Raw genomic sequence first — 22,751 nt, forward strand, 5'->3', positions numbered from 1 at the left:
CCCGGCGGCCCTCTTAGCGCAAGGTCGCCGCGACGGCGTCGAGCAGCTCTCGAGCCTCGCTCGAGGGAACGTCGCCGCCATTCTCGCCGCTGACACGCACCTGCGTCGTGTTCTCCGCCGCGGCGCTGACGTCGAGACGATAGCGCTTGGCCGCATCGTCGCCGCCGAACCAGTCGAACCAGCCGCCATCGTCGTCACGCGAGGCGTATTCGACCACGAACTGACCGGCACTGCGGTTCTGGTCGATCAGGGTGCCACGCTCGGTCTCGAAGTCGTTTTCCAGCTGATAACGCAACTCCGACCAGGCCCGCTCGAGGTTCAGCGCCAGGTCGAGCTGCCATTCGCCGTCATGGTTCGACAGACGCACGCGCTCGTCACTGGCGAGCGGCTGCGCCGCCAGCGATACCCCGGCCTGACTGCCGGCGTTGGCGGACAGATAACGCTGCAACGCATCCAGGCACTGGACTTCGTTCGCGCTTCCCTCGCAACGCACTTCGCTGGCGCCATCGCGCAGCCCCTGACGGACGCTCAACGTGCCCTGATCGGTCTCGAGACGTCCACGGCCGACATCGGCACTTTCGACTTGCAACCCCTGCTCGCTCGCGAACCCTTGCAGCAGCGGCCAGACGCCGCCGGGCGACGCGTTGACCACCAGCCAGCGCTCCTGGCCGGCCTCGCGCGACTCGACGAAGGAGGTCTCGCCGTCCCGGCTGGACGCCAGGGGGCGCGGACGCGGCGCCTCGAAATCGCCATCCGCTGCCACGAAGTCGCTGCTGGCATCGGGCACCGGCATGGCATTCTGGTACTTGGCGGCATTGCGGGAATCGGGCAACGTCAACGGCTCGACCATCTCGGCATTGATGTATTCGTCGTTGCGGTCGTAGTAATAACCGGAACGACTGCAGCCGCTGACGACCAGCGTGGCGCCGATGATCAGCGGCATCCATTTCAGGACGGGGTTCATGCATTCACCTTCTTGATGCGTTGGTCGACGCCGAGGCATGCCGCGGGCGCCGTCGGCGCCCACACTCCTCGACGCCTCTCGACGATTGGTCAGCCTTCGGTCACGCCGGCGAGCTGCAGGGCTTCGCTCACCGTGGAATGATACTTGTCGGAAAGCCAGGTCATCGGCAGACGAATGCCCTGCTCGGCCAGCCCCATGCGATGCAGCGCCCACTTCACGGGGATCGGGTTGGCCTCGACGCCAAGCGCGGTATGCAACGGCATCAGGCGGGTGTTGATCTGATGCGCGCGCTCGTCGTCTCCGGCCACGGCGGCCTCGCACAGCTCGTGCATGGCACGCGGCGCGACGTTGGCACATACCGAAATGTCGCCATGGCCGCCCATCAGCATGAAATCGCACGCCGTGGGATCGTCACCGGAATACAGGGCGAAGTCGGAGCCTTTCAGGCGATCGACCAGCTCCTCGGCGCGCTCCAGATTGCCGGTGGCATCCTTGAGCCCCACGATGTTCTCGAGCTCGGCGAGCCGGAACACGGTCTCGTTGTAGATATCCGAGCACGTGCGACCCGGCACGTTGTACAGGATGACGGGCAAGCCGCCGCCCTCGGCAACGGCCTTGAAATGCTGGTAGAGCCCTTCCTGCGTGGGCTTGTTGTAGTACGGGGCGACGGAAAGACACAGGTCCGCGCCCACCTCGCGTGCATAGCGCGCCAGCTCGACGGCCTCCGAGGTCGCGTTGGCGCCGGTGCCGGCAATTACCGGAATGCGCCCGGCGACTTCCTCGACGACGCAGCGGATGACGTCGAAGTGTTCGGCGAAGGACATGGTGGTCGGCTCGCCGGTGGTTCCCGCCGCGACGATGGCATCGGTGCCGTTGTCGAGATGGAAGCCCACCAGGCGGCGCAGCGCCTCCCAGTCGATCTCGCCACTGGCCTTCATCGGTGTCGCCAAGGCGACGATGCTGCCTGTGATCATCCTGCGGTGCTCTCCTGTGAATCGGGCCAGCGTGCCACCGGCATGCGCGGGCGATAAGAACGGGATATCGCCAACCGGCCTTGCCAAGCGCCGAACCGGCCTGTCCTGTCATGATGTCGATAGGAATTAAATGGTACTCAGCCAGCTTCATCCTGTACAGAAGACACGCGCTTTGACAGTCGCGTCCGGCTGCCATGTAATCTTGCGACCGACCCAGGGTGGCGACACCCTGTCATTTCATGCCCTTCATTTCATGACCCAGGAGACTCCCATGAGCGTCACTATCGGCCACCCCGTTCCCGAGTTCACGGCCGCGGCCACCGGCGATCAGCAGGTATCGCTTTCCGACTATCGCGGCCGACAGCTCGTGATCTATTTCTATCCCAAGGACAGTACGCCGGGCTGCACCACCGAAGGCGGCGACTTCCGCGATCGCAAGGCCGACTTCGCCGACGCCAACACCGTCATCCTGGGCGTCTCGCGGGACGGCCTGCGCGCCCACGAGAACTTCAAGGCCAAGCAGGGCTTCAACTTCGAGCTGATTTCCGACAAGGACGAAGCCCTGTGCCAGCTGTTCGACGTCATCAAGCTCAAGAAGTTGTACGGCAAGGAGCATCTAGGCATCGAGCGCAGCACCTTCTTGATCGACCGTGACGGCAACCTGGCGCGTGAATGGCGCAAGGTGAAGGTCAAGGGCCATGTCGAGGAAGTGCTCGAGGCCGCCCGCGAACTCAACGCCGCCTCCTGAGGTCACGCCTCTCCCGTGGGAGGTCGCAGGCCTGGGTCGCGCACGCCGCGCGGCCAGGCCTGTACCAGCGCCTTGAGCAAGGTCGCCAGCGGAATCGCGAAGAACACGCCCCAGAAGCCCCATATCCCGCCGAAGAACAGCACCGCCAGAATGATCGACACCGGGTGCAGGTTGACCGCCTCGGAAAACAGGATCGGCACCAGCACGTTGCCGTCGAGCGCCTGCAGCACCGCATACGCGATCAGGACATACGCGAACTGCTCGCTGATCCCGAAGTGAAAGCCGGCCACGGCCGCCACCGGCAGCGTCGCCACCGCCGCGCCGATATACGGCACCAGCACCGAAAGCCCCACGATCAAGGCCAGCAAGGCGGTATAGGGCAGGCCGAACGCCCAGAACGTCGCGAACGCGGCCACGCCGACGATGAGAATCTCGATCGCCTTGCCGCGAATGTAATTGGCGATCTGGTCGTCCATTTCGTGCCAGATGCGGGTCATCAGGACACGCTTTCTGGGCAGCAGCGACAGCAGGAATTGCGTCAGGCGTTCGCGGTCCTTGAGCAGGAAGAACACCAGGATCGGCACCAGCACCAGGTAGATGAGCAGGCCCAGCAGGTTGCCCAGCGACGCCAGCGACAGCGTCAAGGCCCGCTGGCCGAGCTGAGTCGCCTCACGTCCCGCCGTGGCGATCCAGTCCTCGATCTGCGCCGGCGTGATCAGGGTCGGGTAGCGTGACTGCAGGCCATCCAGCCACGCCTGGCCGCTCGCGAACATGCGCGGCGCTTCCTGCACCAGTTCCACCGTCTGGTTCCAGACCAGCGGCATGATGATCAACGCCAGCGCCAGCAAGGCACCGATGAAAAACAAGAACACCAGCAGCACCGACGCCAGGCGCGGCAGTCCCCGACGCTCGAACCAGGCGACGACGCCTTCCAGCAGGAAGGCCAGCACCAGCGCCGTGAAGAACGGCGCCAGCATCTGGCCGAGACAAATGACGGCCGCGAAGCCCAGCACCAGCACGATGAGCAGCACCACGGCTTCCTCATCGGAGAAATAGCGCTCCATCCACCCCTTGAAGAGGCTCTTCATCGTCATGCAGTGCTTCCCTGTTGACCCTTGCGCAGCCAGTAATGATACACGCCGTCTCTTTCCTCGCGTGCCTCGAGCCGGTGCGTGCCCTGCGCGGCGAAGGTCTCGAAATCCTGCCACGAGCCCGCGTCGGTCGCCTGGACCTCGAGCAACGCCCCGTCGTCGAGCGTCGACAAGGCCTGCTTGGCCTTGAGCAACGGCAACGGACAATGCAGGCCACGTGCATCGAGCACGCGATCGGGTTGCAACGCCATCTGTGCCCCCAGCAGTTCGGTAGTTGAAAACGCCACGATTTAAAGGCACTTTGCCAGACAGTTCAATGTCGAAGCCACGGTAGCACGGCGCGCGTCACGGCGTCGGCCTTCCCGCTTCGTCACGTCACCACGAGGATGCCCATGCCACGCCGCTGGAATCTGCTTCCCGTTCTTTGTCTCGCCCTGGCCGCGTGCGTGGTCACCCCCGTTGCCATGGCGCAGGACGATTACGGGCTGCCCGAGCTCGGCGGGGCCAGCGCGAGCGTTTCCAGCGGCGAGGAGTATCGCCTCGGTCGCGCCTGGCTGCGCCAGTTTCGTGCCCAGACCGACGAGTGGGAAGACCCCATCGCCCGTGACTACATTCATGGCCTGGTCGCCCGCCTGCTGCCCTACACCGACGTTCACGACCCTGTCATCGTCACCCTGGTCGACAGTCGTCTCCTCAACGCCTTCGCCGTGCCGGGCGGCGTGATGGGGGTCAACAGCGGCCTGTTCACCTTCGCCGACAGCGAAGACACTCTCGCTTCGGTCATCGCCCACGAACTCGGCCATCTCTCGCAGCACCACTATGCACGGCGCATGCAGCGCGTGGAAGAAACCCAGTTGCCGACCATGGCGGCGATGCTGGCCGGCATGGTGCTGGCCGCCGGCGGCGCGGGCGACGCCGGCCTGGCCACCATGGTCGGGTCCCAGGCGGCCTTCATCCAGGACCAGCTCGCCTACTCGCGCCGCTTCGAGCAGGAGGCCGACCGCATCGGCCTGGACGCCATGGCCGATGCCGGCTTCGACCCGCAGGCCATGCCGGAAATGTTCCGCGCCATGCAGCACCTGGCCAGCCTGCAGGGCGGCAACCCGCCGGAGTTTCTGCTCACCCACCCGGTGACCGAATCGCGCATCAGCGACACCCAGACGCGCGCCAACCAGCTGCCATCGCCCGCACCGCATACCAGCAAGGTGTTCGCGATGATTCGCGGCCGCGCGCTGCTCTCGCTCCATCGCAGCGACCCTGAACAGGCCATGACCCGGCTGCGCCAGGACGATCCGCCCGAAGCGGCGGTCCGCTACCTGCAGGCCTTGATCGACGCCCAGCGCGGCAATACCGCCAAGGCCCTCGCCACCCTCGACGCCCTGAGCGAGGCCCAGCCGGACCTTTCCATGCTGCCCGCCAGCGCCGCCGAGGTCGCCCTCGACGCCGGACAGCGCGACGACGCCCTGCGTCGCGCCCGGCGCATTCTCCGCCTGCAGCCGGACTACTACCCGGCACAGCGCATCGAGGCCGAGGTCCTGCTGCAGCAGGCGCCGGACCAGGCCTTCAATGTCCTGCGCGACATGAGCGATCAGTACCCCGAGGACCCGCACGTCTTCGCCCTGCTCGCCGAAGCCGCCGGACGCAGCGGCCGCGACCTGTGGGGCATGCTCGCGCGTGCCGAGCATTTGCAGCTCACCGGCCATATCGACCGCGCCATCAAGCAGATCGACATCGCCGAGCAGACCGCCCGCGACCGAGGCGACTTCGCCATGGCCAGCCGGCTCGGCGAACGTCGACAGGCGTATCTGGGATATCGACAGACGCTGCGCAATTTCTAGCGCCGGCAAGAAGAGAACGGCGACCCGCCACGCGGCGGCAAGGGAATCAGTGTCGGGGAATGCGTTCGTCGCGGGGGCTGATGCCGAAGTGGTTGCGATACGCCGTGGAGAAATGCGCGCCCGAGGAAAACCCTGTCGCCAGCGCGATATCGCCAACGGCCTGATCGCTGTCACGCAGCAATCGGCGCGCCTGCTGCAGGCGCAGCTCCAGATAATAGCGGCTCGGCACCGCCTGCAGGTATTTCTTGAACAGGCGCTCCAGCTGACGCCGCGAGATGCCCAGGTGCTCGGCCAGCTCGTGCGTCGTCAAGGGCTCCTCGATGTTGGCCTCCATCAGCGCCACGCCGTCGATCAGGCTTTGCGGCGCGTGGGCAAGCCGCGCGCGCAACGGTACCTGCTGCGGCTCGTCGGCCATGCGGATGCGCTCGCACACGAAGTGCTCGGAGACGCGCTCGGCCAGCCGATTGCCGTGCTGCTGGGCGATCAGCGTCATCATCATGTCCATCGCCGCCGTGCCGCCACCGCAGGTCAGCCGGTCGCGGTCGATCTCGAACAGCTGATGCGAGACACGCACGCCGGGAAAGTCGCGGCTGAAGGCATCGGTGCTGGCAACGTGCAAGGTGACACGATACCCCTCCAGCACCCCCGCCTGCGCCAGGACCTGCGTGCCGCCGGCCACGCCGCCGAGCATGACACCGCGGGCGGCGAGGCGCTGCAGCCAGGCGTGGAGGCCGGTCAGTTCGTTCGCGGGCTCCGGGCTCGTGCCGCATATCACCAGCATGTCGAGCGGCCTGACATCGCTGCCCGCCACGCTCTCCGGCGTCAGTGACAATTCCGCCGCACTCTTCACCGCACGGCCGTCGAGACCGAAGGTACGCGGCATGTACAGCCGCCGCCCGGCCAGCAGATTGGCCACGTGCAACGGCTCGATGGCACACGCCTGCGCCAGCAACGAAAACCCCGGCAGCAGGAGAAACCCGACCTGACGCGGGGCGTCTTGAACGCCGTCACTGGCGAACATCGTGCAGGGCCTCCACCAGGGCGTCCGTCTCCCGGTCGATACGCTCGGCGCGGGTCGTCAGCGTAGCCATCTCGTCACCCATGAGCGACACGCGGTCGCCCAGTGCCGCCATGTCACGGGCGTTCTCCTCGTGCTTGAGCAGCAAGGCGGCATCGTCGAGCGTGGCCGTCAACGGCTGCATCTGGTCGCGCGAGGCCCCCAGTGCATCGCGAAGCTCGGCATAGCGCGCTCGGGACCGGGCCAGTTGCTGCTCGCTGAGTTCGCGATAGCGGTCATCGTGGTATGCGTCGAGTTCCTCCCGCCATTGGGAGAACACCGCATCGGCGGCCTCATCCGCCTCCTCGAGCCGCCACGCCAGTTCACGCTGCGCGTCGCGACTCGTCTCGAGCGCCTGGGTCAAGGCCTCCCGCTCGCGGGAGAACGTGCTCGGCGACGCGGACAACGCCAGCTCGAGGCGCGACAAGGCACTGGAGAGGGCCTTCTGCGAACGGCGCTGGGCGTCGCGCGCCGCATCGACACGCTCGGCCAGCACCTCGCCACGCGAGACGCCGAGACGCTCCATGGACGCGTAATACGGCGATACCTGGCATCCCGCGAGCATCGTCAGCAGCACCAGCAACGCCGTCATGCGCCCCCGGTGCCGACCGACGCCGACCACGCGGGTCACAGTTGCACGACGTCGAACTCCGCGACCGGGTCGACGTCCGCTTCGTAATCGACATCGTCACGCTCGAAGCCGAACAGCTTGAGGAACTCGCGCTTGTAGCCGGCGTAGTCGGTGAGCGTGAAGAGGTTCTCGGTGGTCACCTGCGGCCACAGGTCCTGGCAGGCCTGCTGGACGTCGTCGCGCAGCTCCCAGTCGTCGAGGCGCAAGCGGCCGGCCTCGTCGGTGGCGAGTTCGCCGTTCTGGCCTTGAGTCGAATAGAGGCGCTCGCGGTAGAGACGGTTGAGCTGATCGATGGTGCCCTCGTGCAGGCCTTGTTCCTTCATGACCTTGTAGACCATCGAGATATACAGCGGCATCACGGGAATCGCCGCGCTGGCCTGGGTGACCACCGACTTGAGCACCGCGACATTGGCGCCCCCGCCATGCTGTCCCAGGCGAGCGTCGAGTTCGCCGGCGGCGCGATCGAGATCTTCCTTGGCCTTGCCCAGCGCGCCATGCCAGTAGATCGGCCAGGTGATCTCGGTGCCGATGTAGCTGAATGCCACGCTGCGTGCGCCCGGTGCCAGCACGCCCGCCTTGTCCAGCGCGTCGACCCACAGCTCCCAGTCCTCACCGCCCATGACGGTGACGGTATCGGCGATCTCTTCCTCGGTGGCCGGCTCCACCGAGGCCTCGACGATGGCGTCCTTGTTGGTGTCGATGGCCGTGGCGGTGTAGGTCTCGCCGATCGGCTTGAGGGCGGAGCGCTTGAGCTCGCCGCTATCCGGCAACTTGCGCACCGGCGATGCCAGCGAATACACCACCAGATCGATCTGCCCCATGTCCTGCTTGATCAGCTCGATGGCCTTTTCGCGGGCCTCGTGGGAAAAGGCATCGCCGTTGATCGCCTTGCTGTAGAGGCCTTCCGCCTTGGCGAACTTGTCGAACGCCGCCGCGTTGTACCATCCGGCCGTGCCGGGCTTCTTCTCGGTACCCGGCTTTTCGAAGAAAACGCCGAGCGTCGAGGCGCCGTAACCGAAGGCCGCCGTGACACGCGCCGCCAGTCCGTAACCGCTGGACGCGCCGATCACGAGCACGTTCTTGGGACCCTTGTCGCGCTCGCTTTCCGGGATGTTGGCACGCGTGGTGGCGATCTGCTCGGCGACGTTGCGCTCGCAGCCCAGTGGATGAGTGGTGGTGCAGATGAAACCACGAACCTTGGGTTTGATGATCACAGGGGACCTCTTTGCTGACGTCATGCGTTGATCGCGGCCGGTGCCGCCGCTCGGGAAACCGCCAGGCGAACCAACGGTTTCGATATTGGGGGGCATTCTAGCGGGAGATGGCGCCGATGTCCGCACCCGCCCCTTGCTCGCCATCCCCGAGTGATCGAAGATGCCCTCTCACAGCGAAGGTCCGAGACATGCAAGATCCCAACGATCTAGAACGCTTGCTGGAACGCCGCGGCGCCCTGTGGCTGGCGCTGTCGCCGATCTGGCTGGAGCGGGAACCACGCGAGCATGAATACGCACGCATGCTCCAGGTGGTCGAGGCACAAGGCTACACGTCCCAGGAACTGGAAATGATCTACCGCCTGGAAATGGCGCCGGTCATGGCGCGTCGCCAGATGTCGGTCGCCGGCGAGTGGCGCCACTTCGACGAGGACCGCCTGCTGCTCGACCTGGCGCGCCACACGCGACGCCTGCATGGCTGGCGAAAGGGGTTCTGGCTGCTGTTTTCGGGACTGACCACGATGATGAGCCGGCATCGCTTCAATGTTCTGATCGAGCGGCTCCACGCTGCCTCGTCGTGAGGCCTCAGGCCGAGAAGGGAATATCCAGCGCGCGTTCGATGTCGGCCGTCAGGCGACGTGGCGAAACGCGCGGCGAGAAACGCCGGATCACGTGGCCGTCGCGTCCCACCAGGAACTTGGTGAAGTTCCATTTGATCGGCGTGCTGCCCAGCACGCCCGGCGCCTGGCGACGCAGCAGGGTGAACAAGGGGTGCGCCTCGCGGCCGTTGACGCGCACCTTCTCCATGATCGGAAAACTGACCCGATACTCTCGCGCACAGAAGGCACCGAAGCCTTCCGCCGACTCCGGCGTCTGACGCCCGAACTGGTTGCAGGGAAACGCCAGCACCGTGAACCCCTGGTCGCGGTAGCGGCGATACAGCCATTCGAGTTCCTCGAGCTGGGGCGTATAGCCGCAACGACTGGCGACATTGACGATCAGCAGTACCTGGCCGCGCAGCGCACGCAGATTGAAGGGCTCCATCCGATTGGTGTAACAATCCTGGCTATAAAGCGTCATGGCGGTCGCGCATCGCGTTCATGGTGGGTACCTCGTCATTGTCGTCCGCTCGGCGCGGGGCTTCAATCCTCGTGCGTGGCCAGCCAGCCTTGTGCCAGCATGCGCTCGAGCGCGACCCGGCTATCCGGCGTGGCATCTTGCAGGGCCAGCGCCGCCGAGACCGTGAGCCAGCTGGCATCGGCCACTTCGTCGGGCTGCAGCACCAGGGGCCCATCGTAATCGGCCACGAAGACACTGCCATGAATGAAGTTGCCGCCGTCGGCATAGCGAAAGGTGAAACACGGCGTCAGCCGCACGCCTTCGATGCCCAGCTCTTCGGCCAGCTCGCGGCGCGCGGCGACGTGCTCGGCCTCCCCCGCGCCCACCACGCCGCCCGTGGCCAGGTCGTGATAGCCGGGAAAGACCTCCTTGGTCAGCGTGCGGCGCTGCACGCACAATTCTCCCCGGCCGTTGCGCACGAAAACGTAGGTGGCACGGTGCCAGAAATGAAAACGCCGCATGAGCTTGCGCGAGGCACTGCCACAAGGCCGGTTGTGCGCATCGACGAGCTGGATGCGCTCGTCCTTGATCGACGGTTCCGGCAACGCCGGCGAGGCTGCGGAGGTCGGCGACGGGGCCATGGCGTGTCCTGTGGCATTCGGGTGGTGTCGGGGTGCGGTCACGCTTCAGCATGCCAGAGCCCGAGCATGCCGTCATGCCGAATTCGCTAATGGAAATGTCGGGCCGATACCGCGGGCCTGAGGTCACGCGCTGCGTCACGTCACGCCGGAAGGGGCGTATTGACCGTTCGGCACCGGGTGACCATGCTCCAGACATAGGGGTTTGCGCCCACTGGCCACTGGAGTCGCCCTCATGCCGGATCACGCACCTTGTACGCACCTCGCCACCCACGACGTCAGCAATCAACCGCCCGTCAGCGGCGATCGCGATCTGTTGCGCGAGGATCTCCCGCTCGCCGAGGGCCTGGCGCGCGAGGCACCGGCCTGGGTCGCCGAGCGTCTCGCCCCGCTCGCCTGCAACGCCGGCAGGGAGAGCTGGCAAGTGCTTGCCGACGAGGCCAACCACTACCCACCGGAACTGCGCACGTTCGATCGTCATGGCCGGCGTCTCGACGAAGTGCACTACACGCCGGCCTACCATCACCTGATGCACCTGGCATGCGGCGGCGGCTGGCACGGCGTGGCCTGGGAACATGAAGGCGCCGGCGGCCATCAGGCACACATCGCCGCGCTCTATCTGCTGACCCAGGTCGAACCCGGCTTCTGCTGCCCGATCACCATGACCCACGCCGCCTACCCGGTGCTGCGCCAGGATTCGGCCGTGCTCGCGACATGGGGGCCGCGCCTGCTGGCGCACGACTACGACCCGCGCGCCCTGCCCATCGGCGACAAGCGTGCCGCGACCTTCGGCATGGCGATGACCGAAAAGCAAGGCGGCAGCGACGTCCGCAGCAACACGACGCGCGCCACCCCGAACGCCGACGGCAGCGTGCGACTGACCGGCCACAAGTGGTTCTGCAGCGCCCCGATGTCCGACGCCTTTCTCACGCTGGCCCGGGACGAGGCCGGCATCGGCTGCTTTCTGGTGCCGCGCTTTCGCCCCGATGGCGAGCGCAACGGCATCCTCCTGCAACGTCTCAAGGACAAGTGCGGCAATCGTGCCAACGCCTCGGCGGAAATCGAGTATGCCGATGCCTGGGCCCAGCCCATCGGCGCGCCGGGGCGCGGCATCGCCACGATCCTCGACATGGTGCAGCAGACCCGACTCGATGCCGCGACCGCACCCGCCGGCATGATGCGTCAGGCCCTGCGCGAGGCCTGGCACCATGCGCAAGGTCGCGAGGCCTTCGGCAAGCGCCTCGCCGACCAGCCGCTGATGCAGCGCGTGATCGCCGATCTGGCGCTTGAAACCGAAGCGAGCCTGGCCTTGTGCCTGCGCACCGCCCGCGCCTTCGACGGCGCCCCCCATGACGACCACGAACGCGCCCTGGCGCGGCTGCTTCCGGCACTCGCCAAGTTCTGGCACAACAAGCGCGGGCCCGCATTCATGGCCGAGGCCATGGAGTGTCTCGGGGGCATCGGTTACGTCGAGGAGGCACCGCTCGCACGGCTGTACCGTGAAGCGCCGGTGAATTCCATCTGGGAAGGGTCGGGCAATGTCATGTGCCTCGATGTCATGCGCGTTCTGGGACGACATCCGGAATGCATCGTCGCCCTGCGCCAGGAGCTGGCGCTGGCGCGCGGCGCTCACCATGACTTCGACCGCGCGCTGGGCATGCTCGAGCGACGTCTCGACGCCACGCCGGAAACGCTCGAGGCACAGGCACGCTGGCTGACCCAGCGTCTGGCGCAGTGCCTGCAAGCGGCCTTGCTGTTGCGTCACGCCCCCAACGCCGTCGGCGAGACATTCTGTACGGCGCGTCTCGGCGACGAGGCCACGCCCTTGTTCGGCGTCCTGCCGGCGCAAGCACCGCTGGCGGCCATTCTCGCCCGCATCAACCCATGACGATGCGCAGCGCCAGGCCCAGCAGCAAGACGCCCGTGATGCGATTGATCCAGTGGGCGCGTGCCTGCAGCCAGGGCAACACCGCAGAATGCGAGAGCGCCAGCGCCACCAGCACGTACCAGCCGCCGTCGATCAGCGTCGCGGTCGCCACGATGGCGACCTTGGCGCTTGCCGCCATGTCGGCGCTCACGAACTGGCTCAACAACGCCACGAAAAAGAGAATCAGCTTGGGGTTGGCCAGTGCCACCAGGACACCGTCTCGCGCGGCATGCAGCGGAGGGCTGGCCACGGCACCCGCGTTCAGTGCGCCACCGCGCCCGGCGCACAGCGCCTTCACACCCAGCCAGGCGAGATACGCCGCGCCGCCCCAGGTAATCGCCGTGAACACCAGCGGCTGGTGTGCAATGACCGCGCCCAGCCCCCAGACGGTCAACGCCGCGTAGAATCCCACGCCCAGCGCATGCGAGAGCGCCGCGACGACGCCCGGCACACGCCCGCCACCCAGCGTGTGCCGCAGCACCATTGCCAGGCTCGGCCCGGGAGACATCGCGCCCATGGCGCACACGGCCGCCAGCGATAGCCATAGCGTCAGCGGCATGGCGCCCCCGTTCGTATCCGGCGAACGGCCGCTCTCCCCGATGACCGCCGCGCCGACAGCCACAGGTCGTGCTGGGTCGGCATCACGGGATCAGCGATCCCCGTTCTGCGCACGCCCCTGACAGGCTTGTTCGACGACGCGACGTTCACCGTCGTCGTCGCGGTACAATTTGCCCATGTCGTCATCGAGCTGCCAGGTATAGGCCAGTCGTTCGTCATCGCTGGCATACTGCGATGCGCCGATGCGGTGCATGGGGATAGAATCGTTGGCGTAACTGAGCATGGCGCGGTCGGTGTCGCCGGCATACTGGAAATAGGTCACCGATAGTGACGTATCGCCTTCGCACTGGTAAATCTGAGTGTGTTGCTCGGCGCGGTCGGCATCGCCGCCTTGCATGGCGCACCCTGTCATCAAGGTGGCAAGCGCAAGCAGGGTAAGACTGGCAGATTTCATCGGAACTCCTTGTCCAGGAAGATCGTGCTCTTGGGTACGGCGCTGCCGCGCGCTCGACGACGCATCGCAGGCGCCTCAACATCATACAATACGGATAGAAGACACCCTATCTTAAACGACGCCCGCCACGCCCAACACCCATGGCGCGTCTGGCATCGTGCAGGGGTCGAGACACGAGAACATGGAGGTAGGCATGACCCATTGCGCGCGCACCGACCATCACTGCAAGCGTTGCGACCATCCCTTGCCCTTCGCTTTCAGCATGGCCTTTCAGCCCATCGTCGATGTCGCCAGGCAACAGGTCATCACCCACGAGGCCCTGGTCCGCGGTCTCGGTGACGAATCGGCCTACGGCGTGCTCTCCCAGGTATCCGACAACCTGCTCTATCGCTTCGACCAGGCCTGTCGCGTCAAGGCCATCGAGCTGGCCAGCGGGCTGGACATGAAAAGCGATTTGTCGATCAACTTCCTGCCCAATGCCGTCTACGCCCCCGAAGCCTGCATCCAGGCCACGCTGGACGTCTCCCGACGCGTGGGGTGGCCCACCGAACGCCTGGTCTTCGAAATCACCGAAACCGAGAGCGTGAACGATCGCGGGCACCTGCGCAGCATCATCGACACCTACCGGCAGATGGGATTCACCACCGCCCTGGACGACTTCGGCAAGGGTCATGCCAACCTCGACCTGCTCGCCGACCTGCGCCCCGACAAGCTCAAGATCGATCGCGCACTGGTCATGGGCTGTCATCAGGACACACGCCGCCAGATATTGCTCAAGGCGGTCGCCGATATTGCCACGCAACTGGAGATCGACCTCGTGGCCGAAGGCATCGAATGCCGGGAGGAAGCCAAGTGGCTGCATGAAGAAGCCGGCATCGTGCAGCATCAGGGCTTCTATTACGCGCGCCCGGCGTTCGAATCCATGCCCACCGTCGCGGGATTCGCCACACCATAAGACAAAACGCCCCGACCATGGGGCCGGGGCGTTCATCCTGAGTTGCCGAAAACGCGATCAGGCGTCTTCAGGCAAGGCGTAGGCGATCACGTAGTCGCCACTGGGCGTCTGCATGAAGTGGTGCCCGGTGGCGACGATCACCAGATACTGGCGTCCATTCGCCTCGTAGACCATCGGGTTGGCCTGACCGCCGGCGGGCAGCGACGCCTGCCACACGGTTTCGCCACTCTCGATGTCGATCGCACGGATCAGGTCGTCCGTCGCCGCGGCGATGAAGATCAGGCCTCCCGCCGTGACCACGGAGCCACCGTTGTTGGGCGTGCCGATGTCGATGGGCAGCCCCGAGCGGATTCCCCAGGGGCCATTGGCGCGCGCGGTGCCCAGCGGGCGATCCCACAGCGTATCGCCACTGGCCAGTTCGATGGCACGGATGTGGCCATAGGGAGGCTGCTTGCACAGCAAGCCCGTATAGGGCACCCGCCAGCCGGCGTTGACGTTGATCGCATAGGGCGTATTGGCCTGCGGATCGCCGGCACCTTCGGCACCGCCACTATCGCTTGCCAGTTCCTCGCGGGGCTTCCAGCCCTTGGCATCGGCCACCGCGCGGGGCACCAGCTCGTTGTAGTTGGGCATGTCGTTGTAGTTGGCGATCATCACGCCGCGGCGCGGATCGATGGCGACACTGCCCCAGTCGGAGCCGCCGTTGTAGCCGGTGTACTGAATCCACGGCTGATCGGCAGTGGGCGGCGTGTACATGCCCTTCCAGCTGGCCTGCTGATACTGGATGCGGCAGAAGAGTTGATCGAACGGCGACATGCCCCACATGTCCTTCTCGTCGATGTCGGGCTGACGCAGCGTGGCATAGTTCGAGAAGGGCTGGGTCTTGCTGCGTTCCTCCGGCTCGGCACCACCCTGGGGCACCGGGCGCTCTTCGGCGCCACCGCCCAGCAGTTCGCCGGTCTCGCGATTGAAGACGTAGATCTCGCCCTGCTTGGTGGGCATGACCAGCGCCGGTACCTCGCCCTTGCCGGTGGGAAAGTCGATCAGCGTCGGCTGCGAACCGGGGTCGTAATCCCAAACGTCCTTGTGGGCGGTCTGGAAGTGCCACTCGGGCAGCCCTGTCTCGACATTGAGCGCCACCATCGAACTGGCCCAGGCGTTTTCTTCCGGCGTACGCGAGCTGCTCCAGTAATCGGCGGCACTGTTGGCCATCGGCAGATAGACCAGACCGAGCCTGCTGTCACCGGCGGCGGTGGTCCACATGTTGGGCGAGCCACGCGTGTAGGTCTCGTCACCGCTGAGCGGTTCGCTCCGCTCGGGACGTGCCGCGTCCCAGGCCCATTCAAGCTCCCCGGTCACGGCATCGAATCCCTTGATCACGCCGGAAGGCGGATAACGCCGCTGGCCGTCGAGCACTTGGTGACCGGTGACGACGACATCGCGAACCACCACCGGCGCGGAGTTGATGGAGACGTAGCCGTCCGGCGTCTCGCCCATGTTCTCCTTGATGTCGACCTGGCCATCGTCGCCGAAGCCGGTGCACGGCTCGCCGGTGGCGGCATCGACTTCCAGCATGCGGCCGTCGAGCGTCCCGGAAATGATACGGGCACGGCAATGCTGCGTGTCACCGTCGGTATCCGCCAGTTCGTCGAGGCGCTCGTCCGGTACTTCGTAGTAGGTGACGCCACGGCAGGCCGCCGTGTAGGGAATGGCATCCTCGGAGACTTGCGGATCATAGCGCCAGTTTTCCTCGCCGCTGGCAGCATCGAGCGAGATCAGGATATTGCGTGAGGTGCACAGGAACACGTCGTCACCGACCTTGAGCGGCGTGGTCTCGGCCCCCCAGCGATGATCGAGCAAGTCACCGGTGCGATACTGCCACGCTACCTCGAGATCGCCGACGTTCTCCGGCGTGACCTGATCGAGAGGCGAATAGCGCGTCGCCGCGCTGTCGCGCCCGTAGGCCACCCAGTCCCCGGCATCCGGCGTATCCGCAGGCTGGGCATCGCCGACATCGGTGGCCAGCGTGCCCTCGGCGACCGCGGGCACCTCCGCGAACTGCTGGTAGCCACGCGGAATGAACGCCAAGGCGCCCGCGACGATCAGGCCCAGACACAGCACCCCTGCCACGGAAAGGCTCACCTTGCGTGATGGCCCACCCTTGAGCGTCGGCATGATCAGCGCCACCAGAATCGCCAGGATCAACGCCACGTCGAGACGCGGAATCCAGCGCCAGTAATTGAGCCCGGATTCCCAGGCGGCCCAGATGAGGGTCCCCACGAACGCAAGGCCGTAGAGCCAGGCACCAGACATGCGGCCTCGCAGCAGTTGAATGCCGGAGACGAGCATCAGCGCCCCCGCAATCAGGTAATACCAGGAGCCGCCCAGTACCGCTAGATAAAGCCCGCCGCCGCCCAGCGCGAGGCCGACGAGCGCAACGATGATGCCCACGAGCTTGGCGAACAGGCCGCCAGCGCCGCGGGAAGGTGTCGAAGTAGCCAAGTCGTTTCTCCTTGAATGATCGTGATCCCTCACCTCACCCATGAAGGCGGGATACCACGCGTCCACGGCACCAGTGATATGGTGGCCGCCCTCCGCGTGACTCATTCTCAGGATAGGGCATCATCGTCGCCTCTACATTATTGCTTAATAAAAGATATTCTGATGTTTTAGCGCGCAGCAACGTCATCGCCGGCCATGGAGAACGGTGCTCCAACGCATAGCGGGAGCGAGTATCAGGGGCAAGAAGGCGGTCAAATTCGGCCCGAAAATCTCGGTTGACACTACGTCGACACTTGAGGAAAAGCAGGTGAAACCAAGCGAGGGAGGGAAATGCTAAGTGCTTGATTTCCTTGGTGCCCGGGGTCGGACTCGAACCGACACGGTGTCGCCACCGGGGGATTTTGAATCCCCTGCGTCTACCAATTTCGCCACCCGGGCAGCGGGGACGTATTATACGGAGCAGGCGGGCGACGTCAATCACCGGGCCTGACTTCGTGGCGCGTCTCGACTATCATAGGCCGCCTTCGTCGAGCGCACGCCGAGCGTGGCTCATTTCCGATGTCCGTTTTCCGATGCCAGGTCGTTCCCTTCAGCCCCCATGCAGCGCGCCGATTTCCATTTCGATCTCCCTGATGAGTTGATCGCCCGTTATCCGTCCGAGACCCGCAGCGATTGCCGGCTGCTGTGCCTGGACGACGCTACCGGCGATATCGCTCACCGTCGCTTCACCGATCTGCTGACGCTTCTCGCGCCCGGCGATCTTCTCGTGTTCAACGACACCCGAGTCATCCCCGCCCGGCTGTTCGGCCAAAAGGCCAGCGGCGGGCGCGTCGAGATGCTGCTGGAGCGGCCGCTGGACGCGCATCGTGGCCTCGCGCACCTGCGCGCCAGCAAGGCGCCCAGGCCCGGCACCGAGCTGATCTTCGAAGGCGACGTGCACGCGGTCGTCGAAGCACGCCATGACGCCTTGTTCGAGCTGCGTTTCCTGGGCGAGACGCCGATGATCGAGCTGCTCGAGAACCACGGCCACATGCCGCTGCCGCCTTATATCGACCGCGAGGACGAACTCGACGATCGCGAGCGCTATCAGACGGTCTACGCGCGGCGCGAGGGCGCGGTCGCCGCGCCGACCGCCGGCTTGCACTTCGATACGCCGCTGATGGAGGCATTGCGCGAACGCGGCGTGGAGATGGGCTATGTGACCCTGCACGTCGGCGCCGGCACCTTCCAGCCGGTGCGCGTGGACGACATTCGCGAGCACCACATGCACAGCGAGTGGCTGGAGGTCGACGAGACGCTATGTCGGCAGGTCGAGGCGACCCGGGCGCGCGGCGGGCGCGTGATCGCCGTGGGCACGACCAGCGTGCGCTGCCTGGAAACCGCCAGCCAGGGTCAGGAAGATGGCCACATCGCGCCCTTCCGCGGCGACACCGACATCTTCATCTATCCCGGCTATCAATGGCGGTGCGTCGACGCACTGATTACCAACTTCCATCTTCCCGAGTCGACGCTATTGATGCTGGTCTCGGCATTCGCGGGCTATCCCCAGGTGATGCGCGCCTATCGCGCCGCCGTCGCCGAGCGGTATGCCTTCTTCAGTTATGGCGATGCCATGTTCCTGAATCGGTCGGCGTCCTCACATCCCTTTCCCGAGAATTCTCATGCGTAACGAATGTTTCATGCGTTTCGAGCGCCTGGCCCAGGATGGACAGGCCCGGCGCGGTCGCCTTTCCTTTCCGCGCGGCACGGTGGAGACGCCCGCCTTCATGCCGGTGGGCACCTACGGCACGGTCAAGGGCATGACGCCCCAGTCGGTGAAGGACATCGGTGCCGAGATCATTCTCGGCAATACCTTTCATCTATGGCTGCGCCCCGGCACCGAGGTCATCGAGACGCACGGCGATCTGCATGACTTCGCCCAGTGGGACAAGCCGATCCTCACCGACTCCGGCGGCTTCCAGGTCTTTTCGCTGGGCGACATGCGCAAGATCACCGAGGAAGGCGTGCACTTCCGCTCCCCCGTGGATGGCGCCAAGGTGTTCATGGGTCCCGAGGAATCGATGGCCGTGCAGCGCTCGCTGGGTTCGGACATCGTGATGATCTTCGACGAGTGCACGCCCTACCCGGCCACCGAGGCAGAGGCCAAGCGCTCCATGGAGATGTCGCTGCGCTGGGCCGAGCGCTCGCGCATCGCGCACGGCGACTCGCCCTCGGCGCTGTTCGGCATCATCCAGGGCGGCATGTACCCCGAGCTTCGCGAGCGCTCCCTGAAGGGGCTCTTGGACATCGGCTTCGATGGGCTCGCCATCGGCGGTTTGTCCGTGGGCGAACCCAAGGAAGAGATGCTCAAGGTACTCGACTATTTGCCGGGCTGGATGCCCGACGACAAGCCCCGTTACCTGATGGGCGTCGGCAAGCCCGAGGACCTGGTCGAGGGCGTGCGGCGCGGGGTGGACATGTTCGACTGCGTGATGCCCACGCGCAACGCGCGCAACGGGTATCTGTTCACCGCCGAGGGCACCGTCAAGATCCGCAATGCCCAGCACCGTTACTCGACACAGGCACTCGAGGCGGATTGCGATTGTCATACCTGCCAACACTTCTCGCGCAGCTATCTCCACCACCTGGACCGCTGCGGGGAAATGCTCGGCGCGATGCTCAATACCATCCACAATCTGCGCTATTACCAGCGCGTGATGGCTGGTTTGCGCACTGCCATTGAAGCGGGTACATTGACTGCCTTTGTCGAGGACTTCTACGCACGGCGAGGCATGCCGGTGCCGCCGCTGGCAGCGTGAACGGACACCGTCGAGGCCTTGTCTCGCGCACTCACTTTTCACCCCACCACTATCCGGAGATAACAATCCATGCTGGAGTTTTTCATTCCCGCAGCTCATGCGCAGGACGCCTCCCCGGCGGGCGGCGGCATTGCCCAGATCGTCATGCTGGTCGGCTTCGTGCTGATCTTCTACTTCCTGCTCTGGCGTCCGCAGGCCAAGCGTGCCAAGCAGCACAAACAGCTGATCGGCAACCTTGCCAAGGGTGACGAGATCGTCATCGGGGGCGGCCTGATGGGACGCATCACCAATGTCGGCGATGACTTCATCTGCATGGAAATCGCCGAGGGTACCGAGGTGAACGTTCAGAAGAGCTCCGTTGCCGCGGTGCTGCCCAAGGGCACCCTGAAGTCCATCTGATCCCCTATCAGGAGGGGCGTGAGCGCTCCTCCTCATCGCCACCGGCCCCGGGTCGGTGGTTGTCTTCTGCGTCAGCAACAAGGACAGGGCTTCCATGCTCAACCGTTATCCCCTGTGGAAGTATCTGCTGATACTCGTCGTACTCCTCGTCGGCCTCATCTACGCGTTACCCAATCTTTACCCCGCCGACCCCGCCGTTCAGATCAGCAGCACCGCCAGCGGCGCCGCGCTCGACCAAGAGCGTCTCGACCGCCTGACTCAAGCGCTCGAGGACAAGGACATCGCCATCAAGCAAAGCGAGCTGGATGGCAACAGCGCCCTGATTCGTCTCGAACGGGCCGGCCAGCAGGTCGCCGCCCGCGAGATCATCGACGAACGCCTGGGCGACGCCTACACCGTGGCACTCAACCTGGCCGACGCCACCCCCGGCTGGCTCCAGGCGCTTTCCGCCACGCCCATGAAACTGGGGCTCGACCTGCAGGGCGGGGTGCACTTCCTGCTCGAGGTGGACATGGATGCGGCCGTCGAGCAGCGCCTCGAAGCCAATGCCAGCGCCGTGCGCGACCTGCTTCGCGACGAGCGCATCCGGTATCGCGATACCAGCATCGACGGACGCGCGATCACCTTCCAGTTCGCCAACGCCGACGACCGCAACGCAGCGCGTGGCTTGATCACCGACCAGTTCCCGGATTTCGAATACAGCACGCCCGACACCGAACGTGGCGCCAGCCTGACGATGACGTTCACCGATCAGGCCGTGCAGGACCTGCAGGATTATGCCGTCAATCAGAACCTGACCACGATCCGCAACCGTGTCAACGAACTCGGCGTCTCGGAGCCTCTGGTGCAGCGCCAGGGCCCCAGCCGCATCGTCGTCGAGCTACCCGGCGTGCAGGACACCGCCGCCGCCAAGCGCATCGTCGGCGCCACCGCCAATCTGGAATTCCGCCTGGAGGCACGGCCGGACACGCCGGAGCGCGAGATCGAAACGCTCCCCTTCCGCAATGATGAGGGCCGCAGCGCGGACCTGATGCGTGACATCATCGTGACGGGCGACCATGTGTCCAGCGCCAGCCGGAGCTTCGACGAAAACAACCGTCCGCAGGTCAACATCAACCTCGACGGTACCGGCGGCTCGATGATGAGTCGTGCCACGCGCGCCAATATCGGGCGCAACATGGCGGTCGTCTTCATCGAGCACAAGACCCGCACCCGCACGGTCATGGAAGACGGCGAGGAAGTCGAAAAGCGCGAGGCCTATACCGAGCGCGGCATCATCAGCCTGGCCACCATCCAGAGCACGCTGGGCAACCGTTTCCGCATCACCGGACTCGAATCCGCCAGCGAGGCCGGTGACCTGGCCCTGCTGCTGCGCTCCGGGTCTCTCGCGGCACCGATCTACTTCGCCCAGGAGCGCACCATCGGCCCGAGCCTGGGGGCGCAGAACATCGCCCAGGGCATCATGTCGGTGGAAGTCGGCCTGCTGCTCGTGGTGCTGTTCATGCTGGCGCGCTACAAGGCCTTCGGTGTGGTCGCCAACGTCTCGCTGGGTCTGAACCTGGTACTGCTGGTCGCCGCCATGTCATTGCTCGGCGCCACGCTGACCCTGCCCGGCATCGCCGGCATCGTCCTGACCCTGGGCATGGCGGTGGATGCCAACGTCCTGATATTCGAGCGAATACGCGAGGAGCTGCGCGCCAAGATGCCGGTGCAACAGGCCATTCATACCGGCTTCGAGCGTGCCTTCACCTCGATCGTCGATGCGAACATCACCACCTTGCTGGTCGCGGTCATCCTGTTCTCGATCGGCACCGGCCCGGTCAAGGGCTTCGCCGTAACGCTGTCGCTGGGCATCCTGACGTCGATGTTCACCGCCATCATGGTGTCGCGCGCCATGATCAACCTCACCATCGGCGGGCGCCCGCTGAAGAAAATCTGGATCTGAGGAGAGCGAGCGATGCGACAGTTAGATTTCATGGGCAAACGCCGCATAGCCTTCATCGTCTCCGTGCTGATCACGGTGATTGCCGTCGGCGCGCTGGCGTTCAAGGGGCTCAATCTGGGCCTGGATTTCACCGGGGGCACCCTGGTGGAGGTCCGCTATCAGCAGGCACCGGAGCTGGACGAGTTGCGTGGTCAGCTGGAAAGCGCCGGATTCGAGGACGTTCAGGTCCAGACCTTCGGCGCCACCAACGACATTCTGGTGCGTCTCCAGCAGACCTTCGACAACGAGGTCGGCCAGCAGGTCGTCGATATCCTGAACACCGATGCCAACCAGGTGCAGTTGGTCCGCGCCGAGTTCGTCGGCGCCCAGGTCGGCGACCAGCTCCGCGATCAGAGCGGGCTGGGCATGCTGCTGGCGCTCGCGGTGGTGATGGTATACGTCGCCTTCCGTTTCCAGTACAAGTTCGCCTTCGGCGCCCTGGTCGCACTGGGGCACGACGTGGTGATCGTGCTGGGGATCTTCGCGCTGCTGGGGCTCGACTTCGACCTCACGGTACTCGCTGCCGTCCTGGCGGTGATCGGTTACTCGCTCAACGACACCATCATCGTCTACGACCGCATCCGCGAGAACATCCGTCGGTCGCAGATCGATGACATGCCCCAGATCTTCAACGAGGCGATCAACCAGACGCTGGCGCGTACCATGGCCACCTCGGGGACGACATTGCTGGTCTTGCTGGCCTTGTTCTTCCTCGGCGGCGACATGATCCACAACTTCTCGATCGCCTTGATCCTGGGCATCGTGGCGGGGACCTTCTCGTCGGTCTACGTGTCCGCTGCCTTGCTGCTCGTGGTCAAGCTGGAGCGCAAGGACTTGATCCCGGCCCAGAAGGAAGACGACGAGGAAGAGGAACTGCCCTAGGCCACTACGGACATGCGGCGGTCTTGCACCGCCGTTTCAGGGCAGACGACGCCTCCCTCCGGGGAGGCGTCTTGCGTTGGT

Annotated in this window: 22 protein-coding genes and 1 tRNA gene; 10 read left to right on the top strand and 13 right to left on the bottom strand. The window is 65.3% G+C overall.

Annotated features, from left to right (window positions below):
• Positions 1-13: 13 nt before the first annotated feature.
• Positions 14-964 carry an outer membrane protein assembly factor BamC gene (locus tag CSAL_RS14245; RefSeq protein WP_011508107.1) on the bottom strand — a complete coding sequence of 317 codons (951 nt, stop codon included), beginning with the start codon at positions 962-964 and terminating at the stop codon, positions 14-16.
• Between the two features lie 89 nt (positions 965-1,053).
• On the bottom strand, positions 1,054-1,938 hold the full coding sequence (gene dapA, locus CSAL_RS14250) for a 4-hydroxy-tetrahydrodipicolinate synthase (RefSeq protein ID WP_011508108.1): 885 nt from the start codon (positions 1,936-1,938) through the stop codon (positions 1,054-1,056).
• A 271-nt stretch (positions 1,939-2,209) separates the two neighbouring features.
• On the opposite strand from dapA, the gene CSAL_RS14255 reads away from it, so the two are divergent.
• Entirely contained in the window at positions 2,210-2,686 is a 477-nt protein-coding gene (locus tag CSAL_RS14255; protein ID WP_011508109.1) for a peroxiredoxin, read from the top strand.
• A 2-nt stretch (positions 2,687-2,688) separates the two neighbouring features.
• On the opposite strand, the gene CSAL_RS14260 is transcribed toward CSAL_RS14255, so the two are convergent.
• Together CSAL_RS14260 and CSAL_RS14265 are read right to left on the bottom strand one after the other, a co-directional pair.
• Positions 2,689-3,780, bottom strand: a complete 1,092-nt coding sequence (locus CSAL_RS14260; protein WP_011508110.1) for an AI-2E family transporter — start codon at positions 3,778-3,780, stop codon at positions 2,689-2,691.
• Positions 3,777-4,028: a sulfurtransferase TusA family protein gene (locus CSAL_RS14265; protein ID WP_011508111.1), complete on the bottom strand. Its 252-nt coding sequence runs from the start codon at positions 4,026-4,028 to the stop codon at positions 3,777-3,779. The genes CSAL_RS14260 and CSAL_RS14265 overlap by 4 nt, the downstream gene beginning before the upstream one ends.
• Before the next feature lie 141 nt (positions 4,029-4,169).
• Here CSAL_RS14265 and CSAL_RS14270 point away from each other — a divergent pair, with 141 nt between their 5' ends.
• Entirely contained in the window at positions 4,170-5,615 is a 1,446-nt protein-coding gene (locus CSAL_RS14270; protein WP_011508112.1) for a M48 family metalloprotease, read from the top strand.
• 46 nt (positions 5,616-5,661) lie between these two features.
• On the opposite strand, the gene CSAL_RS14275 is transcribed toward CSAL_RS14270, so the two are convergent.
• Genes CSAL_RS14275 through fabV form a run of 3 tightly spaced genes read right to left on the bottom strand, consistent with a single transcriptional unit; the run spans position 5,662 to position 8,517 of the window.
• A complete protein-coding gene (locus CSAL_RS14275; protein ID WP_011508113.1) occupies positions 5,662-6,636 on the bottom strand; it encodes a GlxA family transcriptional regulator in 975 nt (324 codons plus the stop codon).
• Complete coding sequence (locus CSAL_RS14280) at positions 6,623-7,264, bottom strand: DUF2959 family protein (RefSeq protein ID WP_011508114.1); 642 nt, start codon at positions 7,262-7,264, stop codon at positions 6,623-6,625. The genes CSAL_RS14275 and CSAL_RS14280 overlap by 14 nt, the downstream gene beginning before the upstream one ends.
• A 35-nt stretch (positions 7,265-7,299) precedes the next feature.
• The gene (gene fabV / locus CSAL_RS14285) at positions 7,300-8,517 is read right to left on the bottom strand and encodes an enoyl-ACP reductase FabV (RefSeq protein ID WP_011508115.1); all 1,218 of its coding nucleotides are present in this window, start codon (positions 8,515-8,517) and stop codon (positions 7,300-7,302) included.
• Positions 8,518-8,705: 188 nt separating this feature from the next.
• On the opposite strand from fabV, the gene CSAL_RS14290 reads away from it, so the two are divergent.
• Positions 8,706-9,095 (top strand): DUF7079 family protein, encoded by a 390-nt coding sequence (locus tag CSAL_RS14290; RefSeq protein ID WP_035413455.1) that lies wholly within the window; start codon positions 8,706-8,708, stop codon positions 9,093-9,095.
• A gap of 4 nt (positions 9,096-9,099) precedes the next feature.
• Here the strand turns inward: CSAL_RS14290 and CSAL_RS14295 are convergent, their stop codons facing one another.
• Positions 9,100-9,594 (bottom strand): glutathione peroxidase, encoded by a 495-nt coding sequence (locus CSAL_RS14295; protein WP_011508117.1) that lies wholly within the window; start codon positions 9,592-9,594, stop codon positions 9,100-9,102.
• Positions 9,595-9,656: 62 nt separating this feature from the next.
• Positions 9,657-10,214 (bottom strand): NUDIX hydrolase, encoded by a 558-nt coding sequence (locus CSAL_RS14300; RefSeq protein WP_011508118.1) that lies wholly within the window; start codon positions 10,212-10,214, stop codon positions 9,657-9,659.
• Between the two features lie 232 nt (positions 10,215-10,446).
• On the opposite strand from CSAL_RS14300, the gene CSAL_RS14305 reads away from it, so the two are divergent.
• Complete coding sequence (locus CSAL_RS14305; protein WP_011508119.1) at positions 10,447-12,099, top strand: acyl-CoA dehydrogenase family protein; 1,653 nt, start codon at positions 10,447-10,449, stop codon at positions 12,097-12,099.
• On the opposite strand, the gene CSAL_RS14310 is transcribed toward CSAL_RS14305, so the two are convergent.
• Positions 12,089-12,697: a LysE family translocator gene (locus CSAL_RS14310; protein WP_011508120.1), complete on the bottom strand. Its 609-nt coding sequence runs from the start codon at positions 12,695-12,697 to the stop codon at positions 12,089-12,091. The two genes, CSAL_RS14305 and CSAL_RS14310, sit on opposite strands and share 11 nt — an antisense overlap.
• A gap of 90 nt (positions 12,698-12,787) precedes the next feature.
• Positions 12,788-13,150 carry an MliC family protein gene (locus tag CSAL_RS14315; protein WP_011508121.1) on the bottom strand — a complete coding sequence of 121 codons (363 nt, stop codon included), beginning with the start codon at positions 13,148-13,150 and terminating at the stop codon, positions 12,788-12,790.
• 193 nt (positions 13,151-13,343) lie between these two features.
• Between CSAL_RS14315 and CSAL_RS14320 the strand changes: the two genes are divergently transcribed.
• Positions 13,344-14,105, top strand: a complete 762-nt coding sequence (locus tag CSAL_RS14320; protein ID WP_011508122.1) for an EAL domain-containing protein — start codon at positions 13,344-13,346, stop codon at positions 14,103-14,105.
• 57 nt (positions 14,106-14,162) lie between these two features.
• Here the strand turns inward: CSAL_RS14320 and CSAL_RS14325 are convergent, their stop codons facing one another.
• Both CSAL_RS14325 and CSAL_RS14330 read right to left on the bottom strand, forming a co-directional pair.
• Positions 14,163-16,649 (bottom strand): membrane-bound PQQ-dependent dehydrogenase, glucose/quinate/shikimate family, encoded by a 2,487-nt coding sequence (locus CSAL_RS14325; protein ID WP_011508123.1) that lies wholly within the window; start codon positions 16,647-16,649, stop codon positions 14,163-14,165.
• Between the two features lie 309 nt (positions 16,650-16,958).
• Positions 16,959-17,045: transfer RNA gene (locus CSAL_RS14330), tRNA-Leu, on the bottom strand.
• A gap of 160 nt (positions 17,046-17,205) precedes the next feature.
• On the opposite strand from CSAL_RS14330, the gene queA reads away from it, so the two are divergent.
• The 5 genes from queA to secF all read left to right on the top strand — a co-directional run bounded on the left by queA (position 17,206) and on the right by secF (position 22,670).
• Positions 17,206-18,276 (top strand): tRNA preQ1(34) S-adenosylmethionine ribosyltransferase-isomerase QueA, encoded by a 1,071-nt coding sequence (gene queA, locus CSAL_RS14335; protein ID WP_011508124.1) that lies wholly within the window; start codon positions 17,206-17,208, stop codon positions 18,274-18,276.
• A gap of 10 nt (positions 18,277-18,286) precedes the next feature.
• A complete protein-coding gene (gene tgt, locus CSAL_RS14340; RefSeq protein WP_011508125.1) occupies positions 18,287-19,405 on the top strand; it encodes a tRNA guanosine(34) transglycosylase Tgt in 1,119 nt (372 codons plus the stop codon).
• A 69-nt stretch (positions 19,406-19,474) separates the two neighbouring features.
• Positions 19,475-19,804, top strand: a complete 330-nt coding sequence (gene yajC / locus CSAL_RS14345; RefSeq protein ID WP_011508126.1) for a preprotein translocase subunit YajC — start codon at positions 19,475-19,477, stop codon at positions 19,802-19,804.
• A 94-nt stretch (positions 19,805-19,898) separates the two neighbouring features.
• The gene (secD, locus tag CSAL_RS14350) at positions 19,899-21,749 is read left to right on the top strand and encodes a protein translocase subunit SecD (RefSeq protein WP_011508127.1); all 1,851 of its coding nucleotides are present in this window, start codon (positions 19,899-19,901) and stop codon (positions 21,747-21,749) included.
• Positions 21,750-21,761: 12 nt separating this feature from the next.
• Positions 21,762-22,670, top strand: a complete 909-nt coding sequence (secF, locus tag CSAL_RS14355; RefSeq protein ID WP_011508128.1) for a protein translocase subunit SecF — start codon at positions 21,762-21,764, stop codon at positions 22,668-22,670.
• The last annotated feature ends 81 nt before the right edge of the window (positions 22,671-22,751 follow it).

The sequence above is a fragment of the Chromohalobacter israelensis DSM 3043 genome (assembly GCF_000055785.1).
GTDB classification, from domain to species: Bacteria; Pseudomonadota; Gammaproteobacteria; order Pseudomonadales; family Halomonadaceae; genus Chromohalobacter; species Chromohalobacter israelensis.